The 16,840-nt window shown below is 71.4% G+C and carries 17 protein-coding genes; 11 read left to right on the forward strand and 6 right to left on the reverse strand.

Annotated features, from left to right (window positions below; genetic code table 11):
• The first annotated feature begins 4 nt into the window (after window positions 1–4).
• The 5 genes from ACIQH8_RS03645 to ACIQH8_RS03665 are packed head-to-tail and all read left to right on the forward strand — an operon-like array spanning window position 5 to window position 6,145.
• Window positions 5–829, forward strand: a complete 825-nt coding sequence (locus ACIQH8_RS03645; RefSeq protein WP_400994888.1) for an ABC transporter ATP-binding protein — start codon at window positions 5–7, stop codon at window positions 827–829.
• Window positions 826–1,635, forward strand: a complete 810-nt coding sequence (locus ACIQH8_RS03650; protein WP_400994891.1) for an ABC transporter ATP-binding protein — start codon at window positions 826–828, stop codon at window positions 1,633–1,635. The genes ACIQH8_RS03645 and ACIQH8_RS03650 overlap by 4 nt, the downstream gene beginning before the upstream one ends.
• Window positions 1,632–2,747 (forward strand): ABC transporter permease, encoded by a 1,116-nt coding sequence (locus ACIQH8_RS03655; protein ID WP_400994894.1) that lies wholly within the window; start codon window positions 1,632–1,634, stop codon window positions 2,745–2,747. The genes ACIQH8_RS03650 and ACIQH8_RS03655 overlap by 4 nt, the downstream gene beginning before the upstream one ends.
• A 3-nt stretch (window positions 2,748–2,750) precedes the next feature.
• Window positions 2,751–3,836, forward strand: a complete 1,086-nt coding sequence (locus ACIQH8_RS03660) for an ABC transporter permease (protein ID WP_400994897.1) — start codon at window positions 2,751–2,753, stop codon at window positions 3,834–3,836.
• A complete protein-coding gene (locus ACIQH8_RS03665) occupies window positions 3,833–6,145 on the forward strand; it encodes a glycoside hydrolase family 3 N-terminal domain-containing protein (RefSeq protein WP_400994900.1) in 2,313 nt (770 codons plus the stop codon). The genes ACIQH8_RS03660 and ACIQH8_RS03665 overlap by 4 nt, the downstream gene beginning before the upstream one ends.
• A gap of 18 nt (window positions 6,146–6,163) precedes the next feature.
• On the opposite strand, the gene ACIQH8_RS03670 is transcribed toward ACIQH8_RS03665, so the two are convergent.
• Window positions 6,164–6,532 (reverse strand): nuclear transport factor 2 family protein, encoded by a 369-nt coding sequence (locus ACIQH8_RS03670; protein ID WP_400994903.1) that lies wholly within the window; start codon window positions 6,530–6,532, stop codon window positions 6,164–6,166.
• A gap of 252 nt (window positions 6,533–6,784) precedes the next feature.
• Between ACIQH8_RS03670 and ACIQH8_RS03675 the strand changes: the two genes are divergently transcribed.
• Window positions 6,785–7,600 carry a hypothetical protein gene (locus tag ACIQH8_RS03675; protein ID WP_400994905.1) on the forward strand — a complete coding sequence of 272 codons (816 nt, stop codon included), beginning with the start codon at window positions 6,785–6,787 and terminating at the stop codon, window positions 7,598–7,600.
• A 28-nt stretch (window positions 7,601–7,628) separates the two neighbouring features.
• Here ACIQH8_RS03675 and ACIQH8_RS03680 read toward each other — a convergent pair whose 3' ends face one another.
• Window positions 7,629–9,707 (reverse strand): S8 family serine peptidase, encoded by a 2,079-nt coding sequence (locus ACIQH8_RS03680; RefSeq protein WP_400994908.1) that lies wholly within the window; start codon window positions 9,705–9,707, stop codon window positions 7,629–7,631.
• A gap of 203 nt (window positions 9,708–9,910) precedes the next feature.
• Between ACIQH8_RS03680 and ACIQH8_RS03685 the strand changes: the two genes are divergently transcribed.
• Complete coding sequence (locus ACIQH8_RS03685; RefSeq protein ID WP_400994910.1) at window positions 9,911–10,351, forward strand: VOC family protein; 441 nt, start codon at window positions 9,911–9,913, stop codon at window positions 10,349–10,351.
• Between the two features lie 214 nt (window positions 10,352–10,565).
• Window positions 10,566–10,919, forward strand: coding sequence for a Fe-S protein (locus ACIQH8_RS03690; protein WP_400994912.1), 354 nt, complete (start codon window positions 10,566–10,568; stop codon window positions 10,917–10,919).
• A 52-nt stretch (window positions 10,920–10,971) separates the two neighbouring features.
• Here the strand turns inward: ACIQH8_RS03690 and ACIQH8_RS03695 are convergent, their stop codons facing one another.
• Window positions 10,972–11,319 (reverse strand): metallopeptidase family protein, encoded by a 348-nt coding sequence (locus tag ACIQH8_RS03695; RefSeq protein WP_400994915.1) that lies wholly within the window; start codon window positions 11,317–11,319, stop codon window positions 10,972–10,974.
• A gap of 42 nt (window positions 11,320–11,361) precedes the next feature.
• Window positions 11,362–12,096 (reverse strand): acetolactate decarboxylase, encoded by a 735-nt coding sequence (locus ACIQH8_RS03700; protein ID WP_400994918.1) that lies wholly within the window; start codon window positions 12,094–12,096, stop codon window positions 11,362–11,364.
• Between the two features lie 86 nt (window positions 12,097–12,182).
• Here ACIQH8_RS03700 and ACIQH8_RS03705 point away from each other — a divergent pair, with 86 nt between their 5' ends.
• Complete coding sequence (locus ACIQH8_RS03705) at window positions 12,183–12,668, forward strand: adenosine-specific kinase (protein ID WP_400994920.1); 486 nt, start codon at window positions 12,183–12,185, stop codon at window positions 12,666–12,668.
• Here the strand turns inward: ACIQH8_RS03705 and ACIQH8_RS03710 are convergent.
• Complete coding sequence (locus ACIQH8_RS03710; RefSeq protein ID WP_400994923.1) at window positions 12,656–14,116, reverse strand: glycosyltransferase; 1,461 nt, start codon at window positions 14,114–14,116, stop codon at window positions 12,656–12,658. The genes ACIQH8_RS03705 and ACIQH8_RS03710 overlap by 13 nt on opposite strands.
• A gap of 165 nt (window positions 14,117–14,281) precedes the next feature.
• On the opposite strand from ACIQH8_RS03710, the gene ACIQH8_RS03715 reads away from it, so the two are divergent.
• A complete protein-coding gene (locus tag ACIQH8_RS03715) occupies window positions 14,282–14,890 on the forward strand; it encodes a GNAT family N-acetyltransferase (RefSeq protein WP_400994926.1) in 609 nt (202 codons plus the stop codon).
• 21 nt (window positions 14,891–14,911) lie between these two features.
• Here the strand turns inward: ACIQH8_RS03715 and ACIQH8_RS03720 are convergent, their stop codons facing one another.
• Window positions 14,912–15,454: a GNAT family N-acetyltransferase gene (locus tag ACIQH8_RS03720; RefSeq protein WP_400994928.1), complete on the reverse strand. Its 543-nt coding sequence runs from the start codon at window positions 15,452–15,454 to the stop codon at window positions 14,912–14,914.
• A 339-nt stretch (window positions 15,455–15,793) separates the two neighbouring features.
• Here ACIQH8_RS03720 and ACIQH8_RS03725 point away from each other — a divergent pair, with 339 nt between their 5' ends.
• Window positions 15,794–16,822, forward strand: a complete 1,029-nt coding sequence (locus ACIQH8_RS03725) for an NADPH:quinone reductase (protein WP_400994930.1) — start codon at window positions 15,794–15,796, stop codon at window positions 16,820–16,822.
• Window positions 16,823–16,840: the final 18 nt, after the last annotated feature.

Genomic DNA, 16,840 nt, shown 5'->3' on the forward strand with positions numbered 1-16,840 from the left:
ACCCATGAGCGACACGTTGCTGTCCGTGCGCGACTTCTCGGTCGTGTACGACGTCGACCCGGCCGTGGAAGCGGTCAGGAACGTCACGCTGAACCTCCGCCGCGGCGAGATCCTCGGCCTCGCCGGCGAGAGCGGCTGCGGCAAGACCACCCTCGCCTACGGCGTCCAGCGCCTCCTCAAGGCGCCGGCGGTCATCACGAGCGGCTCGGTCGTCTTCCACGACGCGAGTGGTGACGACATCGACCTCAACGCCCTCGACGCCGACGCGATGCGCCGATTCCGCTGGGACAAGATCTCGATGGTGTTCCAGGGGGCGATGAACTCGCTGAACCCGGTCGCGACGATCGGATCGCAGCTCGAGGACGTCTTCGAGGTGCATCGCCCGCGCCTCACCCGTTCCGAGCGTCGGACGGCGGTCGTCGAGCTCCTCGAGATCGTGAAGGTGGGCGCCCAGCGCTACCGCTCCTTCCCGCACGAGCTCTCCGGGGGCATGCGCCAGCGCGTCATGATCGCGATGGCGCTCGCGCTTCGCCCGCAGCTCATGGTCATGGACGAACCGACCACCGCGCTCGACGTGCTCGTGCAGCGCGAGATCCTGCGGCAGATCTCGGCGCTCCGCCATGAGTTCGGGTTCTCGGTCGTCTTCATCACCCACGACCTCCCACTGCTCCTCGAGATCAGCGACCGCATCGCGATCATGCGAGACGGCGAGATCGTCGAACTCGACACCGCGGAGCGGATCTGGACGGATCCGCAGGACGACTACACGAAGACGCTGCTGGGGTCGTTCCCGCGCCTCACCGGCGAGAAGGGCATGGTGCTGCGATGACCGTCCTCGACTTCGACTCCGTCACCAAGGAGTACTCGCTTCGAGGCGCGGGCCGGATCACCGCCCTCGACGACGTGAGCTTCACGCTCCGGTCCGGACGGACGATCGGCCTCGTCGGCCAGTCCGGAAGCGGCAAGTCCACGATCGCGAAGATCCTGACCCAGCTCGAGACCCCGACGAGCGGAGAGGTCCGGCTGGACGGAGCGCCGATCCCCCGCCACGGTGCAGGCCTGCGTGCCTACCGCCAGCAGTTGCGGATGGTCTTCCAGGACCCGTTCGCCTCGCTGAATCCCTACCACTCGATCCGCTATCACCTGCAGCGACCGCTCCGCCTCGATCGCGTCGTTCCGAAGGCCGACGAGGAGAACGAGGTCCGGCGCCTGCTCGAGCGCGTCCGGCTCGACCCGGACGCCGTCATCGACCGGCGCCCCCACGAACTCTCGGGCGGCCAACGGCAGCGCGTCGCGATCGCCCGCGCCCTCGCCTCACGGCCGAGGCTCCTCGTCGCCGACGAACCGGTCTCGATGCTCGACGTCTCGATCCGCCTCGGCGTGCTGAACCTGCTCGCCGACCTGCAGCGCGAGGAGGGCCTCGGCGTGCTCTACATCACGCACGACCTCGCGACCGCCCGGCACTTCAGCGACGAGATCCTCGTCTTGAACCAGGGCCGCGTCGTCGAACGCGGTCCCGCCGACGACGTCATCCTCGATCCCCGGAACCCCTACACGCAGGCGCTCCGCGCGGCATCCCCCGATCCCGACCAGTACTTCGCGACGACATCCGGCATCGACGGAGGTGCACAGTGACCGCGGTCCAGCCCCACGCCCCCACGCACGACCCCGCAGCCGAGGCGGCGATCGACTCCGGCGCCGACGCCGACGCCATCGAGGCGGGCACCACGGCGACGCGCGCCACCGCCGCCCGCTCGCGCATCCCGTGGCGGTTCCTCGGCGGCCGCGCGGCGTTCTACCTCTTCACCCTGTGGGCGGCGATCACGATCAACTTCTTCCTGCCGCGCATGATGAAGGGCGACGCCGTCACGCAGTACCTCTCCCGCAACCGCAACGTCAGCCCCGAGGCGGCCGACGCGCTCCGGTCGCTCCTCGGCCTCGACACCGACAAGAGCCTCTGGCAGCAGTACGTCGACTACTGGGCACTGCTCCTGCGCGGCGACCTGGGCGTCTCGCTGCTGCACGGCCTGCGCCCCGTGACCGAGGTCATCGCCGGGTCGCTGCCGTGGACGATCGGCCTCGTCGGCTTCGCGACGATCGTCTCGTTCGCGATCGGCACCATCGGCGGCGCGATCGTCGGATGGCGGCGCGGGAGCCGGCTCGACGCGCTGATCCCGATCACCACCTTCCTCAGCACCATCCCGTACTTCTGGCTGGGCCTGCTCGCGATCGCGCTGTTCTCGGTGAACCTCGGCTGGTTCCCGATCGGCAAGGCCTACGGCGTCGGGATGGCGCCGGAGTTCTCGCCCGAGTTCATCGGCCAGGTGATCCACCACGGCACCCTGCCCGCGGCGACGATCATCCTCGCCTCGCTCGGCGGCTGGATGCTCGGCATGCGCAACATGATGCTCACCGTCCTCGACGAGGACTACGTGATGGTCGCCGAGGCGAAGGGGATGCCGCGGAGGCGAGTGCTCTGGGGGTATGCGGCACGCAACGCCGTCCTCCCCCAGATCCAGAGCTTCGCGCTGTCGATCGGATTCATCGTCGGCGGCACGATCGTGATGGAGATGGTGTTCAGCTATCCGGGCGTCGGGAAGCTGCTGCTGGACGCCACCAACGCGAAGGACTACGCGCTGATGCAGGGCGTGTTCCTCGTCATCACGCTGTCGGTGCTGCTCGCGAACCTCCTGGCCGACGTCGCCTACGCATTCCTCGACCCGCGCACGCGCCAGACGGAGGCCTGAGCCATGGACACCATCGTGAACGACCGCACCGGCGATCCGGCGACCGCCCGCCCGGCGGGCGTGCCGGCCACCGCGACGATCCGCACGGCCGATCGAGCCGAGAGCGAGCCGCGCACGCGGTCGACGTTCCGGGCGAGGCTGGGTTCCGCCTTCGCCATGTTCCGGAACGGAAAGTCGATCGCAGGGCTCTCGATCCTCGGCTTCTTCGTGCTCGTGGCGATCTTCGCCGACGTCCTCGCGCCGTACTCGCCGACCGCCGTCGACAACACGGCGCGCTTCCAGCCTCCGTCGCCCGAGCACTGGCTCGGGACGACCCACATCGGCGAGGACGTGCTGAGCCAGGTCATCCACGGCACGCGCGGCGTCATCGTGGTGGGCTTCCTCGCCGCGATCATCGCGACGCTCATCGCCATCGTCGTCGGGGTGATGTCGGGCTACCTCCGCGGATGGCGCAGCGAGAGCCTGTCGGCCCTGACCAACGTGTTCCTCGTGATCCCGGGGCTCCCGCTCATCATCATCGTCGCATCCATGTTCGAGGACCCGCCGCTCGCGGTGGTCGCCGCCGTGCTCGGCCTCATCGGCTGGGCGTGGGGCGCGCGCGTGCTGCGCGCCCAGACGATGTCGCTGCGCAACCGCGACTTCATCCAGGCCGCGCGCGCCAATGGCGAGCCGCTGCGCCGCATCATCACGGTCGAGATGCTCCCCAACCTCATGGCGCTCATCGCCGCGAGCTTCGTCGGCACGGTGACCGCCGCCATCCTCGCGCTCACGACGCTGTCGTACATCGGCGTGATCCCGGTCACGACCTACAACTGGGGCACCATCCTCAACTGGGCCGGCGCGCAGGGCGCGTTCCGGCAGAACCAGTGGTGGTGGTACCTCCCGCCGGGGCTCTGCATCGCGGCCATCGGCGTCGCCCTCTCGCTGATCAACTTCGGCATCGACGAGTACGTCAACCCGCGCCTGCGGTCCGCCGGAGAACGGGCCCGCGCGATGAAGAAGAAGGGCCTGAACGTGAACGACACCGTGACGGCCGTGCGCCCTGCGACCGCGACGGCGCCCACCACCCCGACCGAGGAGAACCAGTGACCACCGCCGACATCGCCGCCCCCGCGTACCTCGACGCGACCCGACCCGTCGCGGAGCGGATCGCCGACCTCCTCGGGCGGATGACCATCGAGGAGAAGGTCGGGCAGATGCTCCAGCTCGACGCCCGCGAGGACCTCGACGACCAGGTGCTGCGCCGGCACGTCGGGTCGATCCTGCACGCGTCGCCCGAGCGTATCGCCCGCGCCCACGAGCTCGTCGCCGAGACGAGGCTGCGGATCCCGCTGCTCGTCGGCGAGGACTGCATCCACGGGCACTCGTTCTTCGAGGGTGCGACGATCTACCCCACCCAGCTCGGCATGGCCGCGTCGTGGGACGCCGACCTGCTCGAGCGGGTCGCGCGGGCGACCGCCGTGGAGGTCTCGGCGACCGGCGTGCACTGGACGTTCTCGCCGGTGCTCTGCATCGCGCGCGACCTCCGCTGGGGCCGCATCGACGAGACCTTCGGCGAGGACCCCTTCCTGATCGGCGAGCTCGCGTCGGCCATGGTGCGCGGCTACCAGGGCGGCGGGCTCGACGACGACACCGCGATCCTCGCGACCGCCAAGCACTTCGCCGGATACTCCGAGACGCAGGGCGGTCGCGACGCGAGCGAGGCCGACCTCTCCCGCCGGAAGCTCCGCTCGTGGTTCCTGCCGCCGTTCGAGCGGGTGGCGAGGGAGGGCTGCCGCACCTTCATGCTCGGTTACCAGACCACCGACGGCGTCCCGATCACCGTCAACGACTGGCTCCTGAACGACGTGCTCCGCGGCGAGTGGGGCTACACGGGCACGCTCATCACCGACTGGGACAACGTCGGCCGCATGGTGTGGGAGCAGAAGGTACAGCCCGACTACGCTCACGCGGCGGCGGCCGCGGTGAAGGCCGGCAACGACATGGTGATGACGACGCCCGGGTTTTTCAACGGAGCCCTCGAGGCGATCGAACGCGGGCTCATGGCCGAATCCGACCTCGACCGCGCGGTTTCGCGCGTCCTGCTGCTGAAGTTCGAGTTCGGGCTGTTCGAGAACCCGCGGAAGCCCGATCTCGCCCGCATCGCGTCGGTCGTCGGCAACCGGGCGCACGCCTCGCTCAACCTCGAGGCCGCTCGCCGGTCACTCGTCCTGCTGCGCAACGACGGCGTGCTGCCGCTCCTGCCCGGCCGGGTTCCGGATGCCGCGGGCCGAGCGGTCTCGGATGGCACGCCTCGCCGTGTCGCCGTGCTCGGCCCTCTCGCCGACGACGCACAGACGCAGCTCGGCGACTGGGCCGGCTCGTCGGGCCAGGCCGACTGGCTGCCCGACGGCCACCCCCGCGGCATGATCACGACCGTCCTGGACGGGCTTCGTCGAACCGCGCCGGGCGACTGGACGGTCGAGCACGCGGAGGGCGCACGCGTCCTGACCCTGGAGGAGGACCCCGCGGGCGCGTTCTTCCCCGACGGCCAGCCGCGCCCGCAGGTCGTCGTCCCGTGCACGCCCGACGCGGAGCTGATCGCCGAGGCATCCGACGCCGCCCGCCGCAGCGACCTCGCCGTCGTGGTCGTCGGCGACCGCATCGAGCTCGTCGGCGAGGGGCGCTCCACCGCGACGCTCGAGCTCGTCGGCGACCAGGTCGCACTGCTCGACGCCGTCGCCGAGTCGGGCACGCCGTTCGTGGTCGTGCTGCTCGCCTCCAAGCCTCTCGTGCTCCCGCCGTCGGCGGCGCGCGCGTCGGCGCTCCTCTGGGCGGCCAACCCCGGCATGGAGGGCGGTCGCGCGATCGCCGAACTCCTGCTCGGCCTCGTCGAGCCGAGCGGTCGCCTGCCGATCTCGTTCGCGCGGCACGCCGGTCAGCAGCCGACCTACTACAACCAGATCCGCGGACAGCACGGCACCCGGTACGCGGACCTCACGCAGAGCCCGGCGTTCGCGTTCGGCGAGGGAATGACGTACTCCACCGTCGAATACACCGACCTGCGCATCCTCGAGGAGGCACTCCGCCCGGACGGCATCGTCCGAGCCGTCGTGACGGTCACGAACACGGGCGACCGGCCCGCACGCGAGGTCGTGCAGGTCTACGTGCGCGACCAGGTGACGTCGGTCAGTTGGGCGGACAAGGAGCTCAAGGCGTACCGACACGTGGACCTCGAGCCGGGAGCATCGTGTGTGGTCGACATCGAGCTCGCGGTCGCGGACTGCACGCTCGTGGACGCGAACGGCGCACGCGTCGTCGAGCCGGGGACGTTCGAGCTGCTCGTCGGTCCGTCCTCACGCGACGACGCGCTGCTCGCGGCATCCTTCACCGTGAGGGTCGACGCCGATCCGGTGTGACGCACCGGCCCGGCGGGCTCAGCTCGGCAGTTCGATCATGTACGAGACGATCTCGGTGATCAGCCCGTCGGACGCGAAGTCGAACACGTCGCACGACGCCACGATCGACACCCCGCCGTCGGCGTCGGTATAGCGGGCGAGCGCATCGACGACGACGCTGTCCTCGCCGACGACCGACCGGAACCGCTGGAACTCGGTCGTGACGTCGGCGAGGTCGGCGGCGGTGCGCTCGATCGCCTTCGCCACCGCCTTCCGGCCGACCAGCGGCCCGCCGCCGACGGAGGTCCAGATCACGTCGTCGGCGAGATACTGCAGCGCGAGATCGAATCGATGGCCCGAGAACGCTCGGGCGATCTGCTCTGTGCTGAGGTCGGTCGTGGTCTCCATGCGGCTCGCTCCCCTCGCGCGGCATCCCGCGCCGTTGCGGTCTGACGAGTTCACCTTCGCCCCGTCGGGCGCGCGCGTCAAGATGTCATCGGTCGGATGGCGCGCGCCCCGACCCGCACATGCATCACTCGGTGGAACCTCTCCAGATGCCCGCCTTCGGGGGACACGGAGGAGACGTGGCTCTCGATACGCTTCGACCGGGTTCTGAGCCATGCTCAGCTCCGAGCCGTACAGGTCCCAGAGGAGGGCACGATGTCGCTCCGAGCACAGCCGAGGACGCGCGTGCGCCTGACCCTCGGCGCCGTCCTGCTGATCGTGACCGCGACGATCACGAGCGGGTGCGGGTCCGCCGGAAGCGGAACCGCGAACATCGCTCGCGCACTGCCGAGCGGTCTGAAGGCGGCGCTGACGAACGGCATCGAATCCGCGGTCACCACCTTCGACGGGTACACGGACGACTTCGCGAGGGCCGTCGACCCGACGGTCATCGCACCTCCGCCGGCACTGCAGCGGGCGGTCCGAAACGCCGACGAGGCGGTGGCCGACGGAGTGCGTCTCACCGACTCGGAGCGGCGACTGCTCGATACCGCTGAGCGATGGATCGCCACCTACAAGGCGTGGGACCGGGTGCTCGGCGTCGTCATCGGCTGGGAGCTCTCCATACCCGACGACGCCGCCCGGCTCGTCGCCGCGAGCTTCATCAGACAGCCCTCGGAAGAGTTCCGAGCGCTTGTCGTTGCCCTGGAGCAGAAAGTGCTCAGGGGGCTGATGTGCACGGTCGCCCGGGACGGGCTCGACCTGATGGGCGAGCTCCAGGCGCGATCGGAGCCGGCCGCGTACGACGACGTCGGGACGGACACCTCGGACGTGACGGCCTATCTCGACGCGGCGGTGGCGACGGTGCCGGGCGCGTTCGACGTGCTCGATACGCTCGCGCTCGCGAACGACTCGATCGAGCTCGCGAACGACTACGTCGATGGTCTCGTCGACGTCATCGATTCACCGAGTACCGGCGTCGCGACGGCGAACCTGATCTACTTCCGGAGTTGCGTCGTCCGACCCCGATGACCGGTCGGCGCCGACCGGTGCTGCACCCCTACGAGATCCGCCACGCGAACGCGTACGGCTGCGCGAACTGCGTGATCCGGAAAGCGCGCACGATCACCGTGGCCGTGCCGGGCGGGATGCCGACCCACCGCACCTGCTCGACGTTGTTCGCGCGATCGAACCCGGCGGCGCTGCCGACGTTGCCGTGCCGCTCGCTGCCATCGGCGGCGATCACCACGAGGTCGAGGTCGTTCTGCAGGAGGGCGCCGGGCGGATCCGACCAGACGAGCGTCACCTTGAACGTCGCGCCGCCGGGAGCGGGCGGGGCCGCACCCCCGTGGTGCTGCGGGGCGGGCGGCCCCGGCGACTCCTCGGGGATCTCGACCTCGAACGACTCCTCGTCGCCCTGCTCCAACGGTCCGCCCTCGCCGAGCCCGCCGTCACCGGTCGGTCCGGGCAGGATGATCGATCCCGCGAGGTCCACGCGACCCCAGCCCGAGTTCGTGTTGGGCGACTCCCCCGCCTCCGACGGGGTGTACTGCCCCGGCAGCTCGACCGCCCCGTTCACGAGGAGCGCCTTGACGAGCGCGGCGCTCGGCGTCGCCATCCCGTTCTTCACCAGCGTCTCCCGGATGACCGCGGCGCAGCCGGCGACGAGCGGCGTCGCCATCGAGGTTCCGGTGTCGAAGAAGAACAGGGGGTCGCTCGAGACCCCGAAGTCGGTGCCGCCGGGCGCGTTGCGCGAGAGCGTCGAGAGGATGCACGTGCCCGGCGCGATCACGTCGGGCTTGATGCGCCCCTCCTGCGTCGGGCCCCGGCTCGAGAACGCCGCCATGCCGACCGACGAGTCGGCCTGCAGGTCGCCGCCGACCGGGTCGGCGGGATAGTCCGACGGCCAGTAGTCGCCGTACGTGAACTCGAAGTCCCGCACGCTCTCGGAGGCGCCGACCGTGATGCAGTTCTTCGCCGCCCCCTCCGAACCGATCTGGCTCGCGTCGATCGCGCCATCCGCGTCGCCGTCGACGCCGTCGTTGCCCGCGGCGAAGCAGATCACCTGGTCGGGGTTGTTCCACACGAACGCGTCGATCTCGCGCGACGACGGGCTGTAGGGCAGGCCGGGGACGATGGAGCCCCACGAGTTCGTGTGCACGCGCGCACCGTCGTCGTAGGTCGGCTGGAAGAGGTCGGTCAGGTCGGCGGGGATGCCGCCGAGCCCGCCGCCGGAGTCGATCAGGCTCTGCAGGATGAGCTGCGCCTCCGGCGCGGTGCCCTCGATCGCGCCGCCCATGGTCGCCGAGTTCCCGCTGCCGAGCACCGACCCCGCGACGTGCGTTCCGTGCCCGTGAGGGTCGTCGGCGCGCGCCGGCGACGTGCGACCGAGCGCGTGCAGCCGCACGACGCGGCCCGCGAAGGCCGGATGCGGGTTCGCCGCGTCGCCGAGATCGAACCCGGTGTCGGCGACGGCGACCACCTCGCCGTCGCCGCGGAACGCGGTGCCGTTCACCGTGACGTCGGCGTTCAGGATGCCGCGGGCGACGTTGTTGAACAGGCGCCGTTCGGGCACCGGCTGGATCTCCCGGATCTCGTCGATGGTCGCGAGCCGGGGCAGCCGGCCCTGCTCGGTCGTCACGCGGAGCTTCGCGGGCGTGACCTCGACCTGCTCGGGGTTCACCTTCGCGGCCCGAGCGACACGCTCGACGAGGTCGTCGGTCGGCGCGACATCCGGGTGCAGCAGCAGGTCGACCGGCGTGAACGCGCGCGACGGATGCGGCGTGTCGAACCCGAAGTCGCGCGGACCCGCCGCGTCCACGTTCGCACCGACCAGCGACGGCGGGATCTTGAACGCCTTCGCGTACGGCCCGGCCCAGTCGACGAACGGCAGGTCGCTCACCGGCGCGATGTCGTTCGGCGGGTAGGTGGCGAGGTAGGTGTTCTCGGAGACGTACTCCTGCACCTCGGCGCCCGCGTCGGCGACCGCGGCACGCTGCTCGGCTGTCATCGGCTCGGTCGTGTGGATGAGGATGTGGTCCGAACTCGCCACTTCCTCGGCATCGAGGCCGAACGCCTGCAGGTCGCGCTGCGGCGCGTTCGTGTCGACGGTGATTCCGTTGATCGTGATCTTCGGCATGGCTCGTCCTCGCGCTCTCGGTCACGGGACCGGGCCAAGGACGGGCGGCGATCCCGACGGCACCTGAAGTTCGGCGGCGCCACTCTAACGCCGCGGGGTGGGGGCGGCAATGCACGGGCGGGCGGATGCCGGCGGCCATTCGGGCACGTGTCGACGCCCGTCGGGGAGGCACGATCGTCAGGGGGTCGGCCTAGCCTCGACGCATGAGCATCCAGCGCATGGACAACGTCGCCATCGTCGTCGACGACCTCGATGCGGCGATCGCCTTCTACCGCGAACTGGGCATGGAGCTCGAGGGCCGGGCGGCCATCGAGGGAGACTTCGCCGACCAGGCGGTCGGCCTCGACGGCATCCGCAGCGAGATCGCGATGATGCGCACGCCCGACGGCCACGGCCGCCTCGAGCTCACGACGTACCTGCACCCCGAGGCATCCGCCCCGTCACCGGCGGCGCCGCCGCCCAACACGCTCGGGCTGCACCGCGTGATGTTCGCCGTCGACGACCTCGACGACACGATCGCGCGCCTGCGCGCGCACGGCGCCGAGCTACTGCGCGAGGTCGCGAACTACCAGGACGAGTATCGGCTCTGCTACCTGCGCGGCCCGGCGGGCATCATCGTCGCACTGGCCGAGCAGGTCGGCTGACGCGCGGCATCCGTCACCCGTCTCGCAGCGCCGCCGCGATCGCCCCGCCGAGCACCTCTGCGCGGCGAGCGCGACGACGGTGAGCCAGTGCGGGACTCGCGCGACCACACCGTGCTGCGCCGGCAGCGGACGCGATGCGCGCCCGGTTCGGGTGGCGTCGGGCGAGGTCATGTCCGCCATCCCATCACGATCGCCCGCGCGGTAGCGTGACAACATGGAATTCCTCCGCCACCTCGTCGTGCTCATCCACCTCGTCGGCTTCGCCGTGCTCTTCGGCGCCTGGGTCGTCGAGCTGTTCAACGGCAAGCGGGGCGTCACCCGCCTCATGAACTGGGGCCTCGCCATCGCGGCCGTCGCCGGGCTCGCGCTCGCGGCCCCGTGGGGCATCGAGTACGACCTGAACTACGCCAAGATCGGCACGAAGCTCGTGATCCTGATCGTCATCGGCGCGCTGCTCGGCATCGGCATGGGTCGCCAGCGGAAGACCGGCTCGGTGCCGCCGGCGATCTTCTGGTCGATCGGCATCCTGACGTTCGCGAACGCCGCGATCGCCGTGCTCTGGCGCTGATCGCACGCTGAGCCGACCCGGGCGCGGCGGGCGCGGCGCCCAGGAGCGGGCGCTACGCCCACCCGAGCTCGCGCAGCTTCGCGTCGTCGAGCCCGAAGTAGTGCCCGATCTCGTGCACGAGCGTGATCCGCACCCGCGCACGCAGCGCGTCGAGGTCGGCGCTGTGCTCCTCGAGGTTGTTCTTGTAGAGCGTGATGCGGTCGGGCAGTTCACCGAACCCGTAGACCCCTCGCGTGGTCAGCGGGTGGCCGCGGTACTGCCCGAAGAGACGCGGCCGTTGCGCGAGCGGCTGGTCCTCGAACGAGATCGCGACGTTCTCGATGCCGCGCACCATGTCGTCGGGGAGCGCGTCGAAGACCTCGTCGAGGAGGCGCTCGAAGTCGTCATCCGAGAGGTGCACCGTTCACCCATCCGTCACGCCCGCCGCGCGGGCTCGAAGCGCTCATCCTGCTGCTCCCCCGCCCTCGACCGCGACGATCCGGTGGTCCTCGGCGTGCGTGAGCTCGGTGCGCAGGAACAGCTCGTCCGTCGGCAGTCGCAGGTCGAAACGGGCGAAGGCCGCCACGCGCAACTCGCCCTCCGCGACGGCGAGGTCGAGCACGTGCCCGCCGAGGCTGCGGTCGTCGCTCAGGAAGTGCAGGTGCAGGCCCGCGACGGCGATCCCCTGGTAGATCGCGGGCGTCCAGAACCCCACGAGCGTGCCGCGGATGCCGCGAGCCACCGTCTCGACCTGGTGCTCGGTGACCTCGGCGAGCGGCGGGAGCGGATGGCGCTGGCGCGGCGTCACGCGCACGCGGACCTCTGCGAGCAGCCCGTCGAACCGGACGGCGTGGAACAGGTTCCGGCTCGTGAGCGCCGCGTCGGCGGATGCCGCGAAGCCGGCGAGGTCGCAATCGCCCACGTCGATCGCCGCGACGTCCGGGAACCGGCACACGATCGCGAACGGGAGGGTCTCGTCCATGCGCATGACCGCCGGCGGGCCGTCGAGCGTGCACTCGATCGCGGCCGCGTCGAGGATCACGACCTCGCCGCCGAGCTGCTCGACGCAGCCGAGCCCGAAGTCGCCGAGCGCGCACGCCTCGCCCACCCGGATGCCCGACTCGTACGCTCCGGCGAGCAGCGCGTCGAGGACCGCGAACTGCGTCACGGCCGCACCAGGCACGGGCGTCGGGGGCACGTTCGGAGCGTACCCCCGGAGACCGGCCGGACGCTCGCCGGAACGCTGCGGCGGGTCTATGCTGACGGCGTCGAAGGGGGTCGGCAATGGTCGACATCGAGGTCGTGCCGCTGGAGAAGCCCGATGACGTCAACGTCATCGTCGGTCAGTCGCATTTCATCAAGACCGTCGAAGACCTGCACGAGGCGCTCGTCGGCGTCGGCGGCACCCTGAGGTTCGGGGTTGCCTTCTGCGAGGCCTCGGGCGCGCGGCTCGTGCGGCACACCGGCAACGACGACGCCCTGGTCGGCCTCGCCGTCGCGGCGGCGAACGCGATCGGCGCCGGCCACTGCTTCGTCATCATGCTGCGCGACGGGTTCCCCGTGAACGTGCTCAACCAGGTGAAGGCCGTGCCGGAGGTGTGCTCGATCTTCTGCGCCACGGCGAACCCGCTCCAGGTGCTCGTGGCCGTCACCGCCGCGGGCCGCGGCGTGACCGGGGTGATCGACGGCGAGCCGCCCGTCGGCGTCGAGACCGAGCAGGACATCGCCGAACGCCGCGACCTCCTGCGCGCGATCGGCTACAAGCTGTGAAGGGGCGGACGGCCTTCATCGTCTCGGGCGCGGTCGTCAGCCTGATCGGGCTGATCTGGACCCTCCAGGGGTTCGGCGTCCTCGGCGGGTCGGTGATGAGCGGCTCGTCGCTGTGGGCGACGATCGGCCCCATCGTCATCGTCGTCGGGCTGGTGCTCATCGGCGTCGGCGTCGCGCGACGGCGACGGCGCTGAGCGCCGTCGCACGGGAATCCGCTCCAGTTCGTCCAGCAGTGGCGACGCCGCGACGTCCCGCATGATCGCGCGCCCGAGCCCGCCGGACGACTCGCGATAGCTCGCATCGCCGAGCACCTCGGCGACGGCCCGCGCGATGCGCACGCTCGACGCGGTGCGCGGAACGGCGACCCCGGCATGGCGTTCCGTCACGCGCACCGCGTTGTCGGCCTGGTCGCGGCCGTGGTGCAGGATCACGAGCGGCAGCCCGGCGGCGAGCGCCTTGACGACCGTGCCGTGTCCGCCGTGCGTGACCACGAGATCGGCGAGCGGCAGCACCTCGCGATGCGGCGCGGATGCCACGACCGCGACGTTCGCCGGCGCGCGGATCGCACCCGGCTCGACGGCGGGGCCGGTCGTCATGAGACCGCGCACGCGCAGTTCGCCGAGCGCGTCGGCGATGCGCTGCAGGCACCCGACGTGATCCTGGAACGTCGAGGACATCGCGACGAGCACGAGCGGCGCGTCGCCCTCGGGCGGCGTCCAGCGCGCGGCATCCGCCCAATCGGGATCGTCGAGGATCGGCCCGACGTACCGCGCGTTCGGCGGCAACGTCGCCGGGAAGTCGAAGGCCGCCGACGTGAGCACGAGTTGCATGCGGGCGTGCTGCATCTGCGCCCAGAGCGTGGGGATCGGATCGAGGTCGTGCCGCGCGCGCAGCCCGTTGAGCTCGCGCAGCGTGTAGCGGTCGATGAGCCGAGCGGATGCCGCCCGCATCGCGCGGTCGCGGGTGCGGCCGGCCAGCCCGCGCGCGGGCGCGAGGCCGGCACCGAACGGCGGCATGCCGTCGGCCGGGAGCACGTAGACGTTCGGCATGAGCAGGTCGAACGGAATGCCGCGCGACTCGGCCGCGATCATCGCGCCAAGCGCGAAGCCCGAGGTCACCACGAGGTCGGGGCGGATCTCATCGATCGCAGCTCCGGTGTCATCCGCCATCCCCGGTGCCGGGCCGATGAGCATGTGCTCGGCCATGCCGCGCGCCTGCGCCATCGGAGTCCGGAGCTCCCAGTCGCGGAACTCCGCGAAGGGTCGCCGCCAGATCCGCACCGCCGCTCCGGCGCGTTCGACCTTGGCCGCCATCGTCTCGTCGGCGAGCGCCGTCACTCGGTGCCCGCGGTCGACGACCCGCCGCACGACCCCGACCTCCGGCGGCACGGTGCCGCCCGCGTCGGTCAGCGCGAAGAGGTACGTGCGTGCATCGGGGTGCTGGGTCATCCGCGATCACCGTCCCGGTCGGCTCGAGGCTCGGATGCGGCGAGCGTACCGCCGGGGCGGGCACGGCGGTATCCGGAGTGGCCCTGTTCCCGGGAACCTGTCCCGGGCGCAGGCGTGAAGGACCCGCAGACCTCGCCGAATCGGCAGGGGCGCCAGACTCGACCCATGGCGTCCGACGGAGTCGTCTGCATCCCTGCGAACGAGGCACCGTGGGCCGACCTCGAGGCCGTGCTCGGCAGCGTGGGCGCGTCGCGCCGGTGCTGGTGCCAGCGATACAAGCTGCACCCCGGCGAGGCGTTCGCGAAGTTCCCCGCCGAGGAGCGTGCCGAGCGCCTGCGCGAGCGGACGCACGCCGGCGAACCCGATGCGCCCGAGACGTCCGGCCTGGTCGCCTACCTCGACGGCGAACCCGTCGGATGGTGCGCCGTCGAGCCGCGACCCGGCTACCACGGCATGGTGCGCAATCAGAAGGTGCCGTGGGAGGGGCGCGACGAGGACCCGACGGATCCCTCGGTGTGGGCGGTCACCTGCTTCGTGACGCGTCGCGGCCACCGGCGCCAGGGCATCGCGACCGCGCTCGCGCGGGCGGCCGTCGACTTCGCCCGCGATCGCGGGGCGCGGGCGCTCGAGGCGTACCCGATCGATCCGGCGAACACGATCTCCGATGAGCTGCACGTCGGCACGGCGGAGATGTTCCTCGGCGCGGGGCTCGTCGAGGTACTCCGGCCGACGACGCGACGCTCGGTCATGCGGATCGAGTTCGACGGGGCATGAGGCGCACCGCCGGGCGCGGATTCAGCTCGATGCCACGAGCGCCGCATACTCCGGGTTGTGCTCGATGAACTTCGAGACGACGGGGCATCGCACCACCAGGCGATCGCCCCGATCGCGGAGATCATCGAGCACGTCCGCGATCAGGTCGGTGGCGATCCCGCGGCCGCGGAACTCGGGCTCGACCGACGTGGAGACCAGCACCGTGCCTTCGTCGTCGACCCTGAACCGGACCCTCGCCAGTTCGACGCCCTCGAGGGTCGCGGCGTACACGCCCCGTTCGTCCAGGCGGTGGACCTCGATCTCGTCCTCTGAGTCCGCCGAAGGCCGATCGACCTGGCGCAGCGCGTCGGCCGTCACCTCCTCGACCAGCACCCGGTTGTCGTCGTCGGATGGGCCGGCAGCATCCGAGAACGCGCGGTAGTCGACCGCGGTTCCCGCGCCGCCGGTGCTCGCGCCGCCGTCGGCGCCGACCGCCCCGCCGCTGCCCTCGTCGAGGGTTCCGCCGCCGTCGGGGTACCCCGCGGCATCCGGGTACTCGAACTTCTCGTCATCGCCTGAGCGCATGCCGCCCTCCATCCCCTCCGCGGCCGCGCAGCCGCTCTCCGACGCGGGACGCCCGCGGGCATCCCGACGCTCACCAGGAGAGACCGGCTGCGCCCGACCGTTGTGACCGAGGGTACGACCGACGCCCGCCGGCCGCGACCGTCAGGCCGGTCGCACGCGATCGTGTGCTCGAGCGGACACCACCTCGCCGGAGGCGCCGCTCGCCGCGCCACGCACCTCGCGCGGCCGAAGCGACGAGCGGTTCGTCGTCGAGCAGCACGACGTCGCTCTCGGTCCTCTGTGAGCGACCGGGATCCGATTCGCGGAAGAAGCGCCGCCCGCGCCGCGTTGTCGCTTTGCATGAGAGCGATCGCGTACTCCGAGACCGGCCCATCGAACGTCCTGCACCTCGTCGAGCGCGACATCCCGCAACCGGGGCCTGGCGAGGTGCGCGTACGCATGGTCGTCTCGGGCGTGAACCCGACCGACTGGAAGGCGCGCGCCGGCGCCGCGCCCGGACGGGCCACGGCGTTCCCCGAGGTCGTGCCGAACCAGGACGGCGCGGGCGTCGTCGATGCGATCGGCGACGGCGTGACCGGGTTCGCGATCGGCGACCGGGTCTGGGTGTTCCTCGCCGCGCACGAGCGCCCGACCGGGACCGCGCAGGAGTTCGCGGTCCTGCCCGCGAGCCGGGTCGTGCACCTTCCCGATGGCGCGGGCTTCGACCCGGGGGCGTCGCTCGGCGTGCCCGCGATGACCGCGCATCGCGCGCTCGCCCTGCACGAGGGCGGGCCGGCCCGGCTCGGGCCGGGCGCACTCGAGGGCCGTACCGTGCTCGTCGCCGGCGGCGCCGGGGCGGTCGGGCACGCCGCGATCCAGCTCGCCCGGTGGGCGGGCGCCCGCGTCATCACGACGATCAGCTCACCCGAGAAGGGGGCGCTGGCGACCGCGGCGGGTGCACACCACGTCGTGGACTACCGGGCGGATGACGCGGCTCGCGCCATCCGTGCCATCGCCCCGGACGGCGTCGACCAGGTCGTCGAGGTCTCACCGGCTCGCAACGCCGCACTCAACGCGAGTGTCATCGCGAACCACGGCTCGATCTCGGTCTACGCGACGGACGGCGGACCGGAGATGACGCTCGACGTGCGGCACCACTTCTCGCTCAACGTGCGCTACCAGTTCATCCTGCTCTACACGGTCGGCGACGAGGCGCTCGCGGCCGCGGCCGCGGACCTCACCCGGGCGCTCGGGGACGGCGCGCTGCCCGTCGGCGAGGCGGCGGGGCTGCCGCTCACGCGATTCCCGCTCGAGCGCACCGCCGACGCGCACGACGCCGTCGAGGCGGGGACGGTCGGGAAGGTGCTGATCGACGTCACGGAGGCCTGACCGTCGCACCGACGGGGA

Source organism: Agromyces sp. GXQ0307 (assembly GCF_044769845.1).
In the GTDB taxonomy this organism is placed as follows: Bacteria; Actinomycetota; Actinomycetes; order Actinomycetales; family Microbacteriaceae; genus Agromyces.

Coding starts and splice junctions, on each gene's coding strand:
- ACIQH8_RS03645 (WP_400994888.1), top strand. CDS start 5: ATGAGCGACACGTTGCTGTCCGTGCGCGACTTCTCGGTCGTGTACGAC.
- ACIQH8_RS03690 (WP_400994912.1), top strand. CDS start 10,566: ATGGAATTCCTCCGCCACCTCGTCGTGCTCATCCACCTCGTCGGCTTC.
- ACIQH8_RS03720 (WP_400994928.1), bottom strand. CDS start 15,454: ATGCGCTCAGGCGATGACGAGAAGTTCGAGTACCCGGATGCCGCGGGG.
- ACIQH8_RS03680 (WP_400994908.1), bottom strand. CDS start 9,707: ATGCCGAAGATCACGATCAACGGAATCACCGTCGACACGAACGCGCCG.
- ACIQH8_RS03670 (WP_400994903.1), bottom strand. CDS start 6,532: ATGGAGACCACGACCGACCTCAGCACAGAGCAGATCGCCCGAGCGTTC.
- ACIQH8_RS03725 (WP_400994930.1), top strand. CDS start 15,794: ATGAGAGCGATCGCGTACTCCGAGACCGGCCCATCGAACGTCCTGCAC.
- ACIQH8_RS03650 (WP_400994891.1), top strand. CDS start 826: ATGACCGTCCTCGACTTCGACTCCGTCACCAAGGAGTACTCGCTTCGA.
- ACIQH8_RS03710 (WP_400994923.1), bottom strand. CDS start 14,116: ATGACCCAGCACCCCGATGCACGCACGTACCTCTTCGCGCTGACCGAC.
- ACIQH8_RS03715 (WP_400994926.1), top strand. CDS start 14,282: ATGGCGTCCGACGGAGTCGTCTGCATCCCTGCGAACGAGGCACCGTGG.
- ACIQH8_RS03705 (WP_400994920.1), top strand. CDS start 12,183: ATGGTCGACATCGAGGTCGTGCCGCTGGAGAAGCCCGATGACGTCAAC.
- ACIQH8_RS03685 (WP_400994910.1), top strand. CDS start 9,911: ATGAGCATCCAGCGCATGGACAACGTCGCCATCGTCGTCGACGACCTC.
- ACIQH8_RS03675 (WP_400994905.1), top strand. CDS start 6,785: ATGTCGCTCCGAGCACAGCCGAGGACGCGCGTGCGCCTGACCCTCGGC.
- ACIQH8_RS03660 (WP_400994897.1), top strand. CDS start 2,751: ATGGACACCATCGTGAACGACCGCACCGGCGATCCGGCGACCGCCCGC.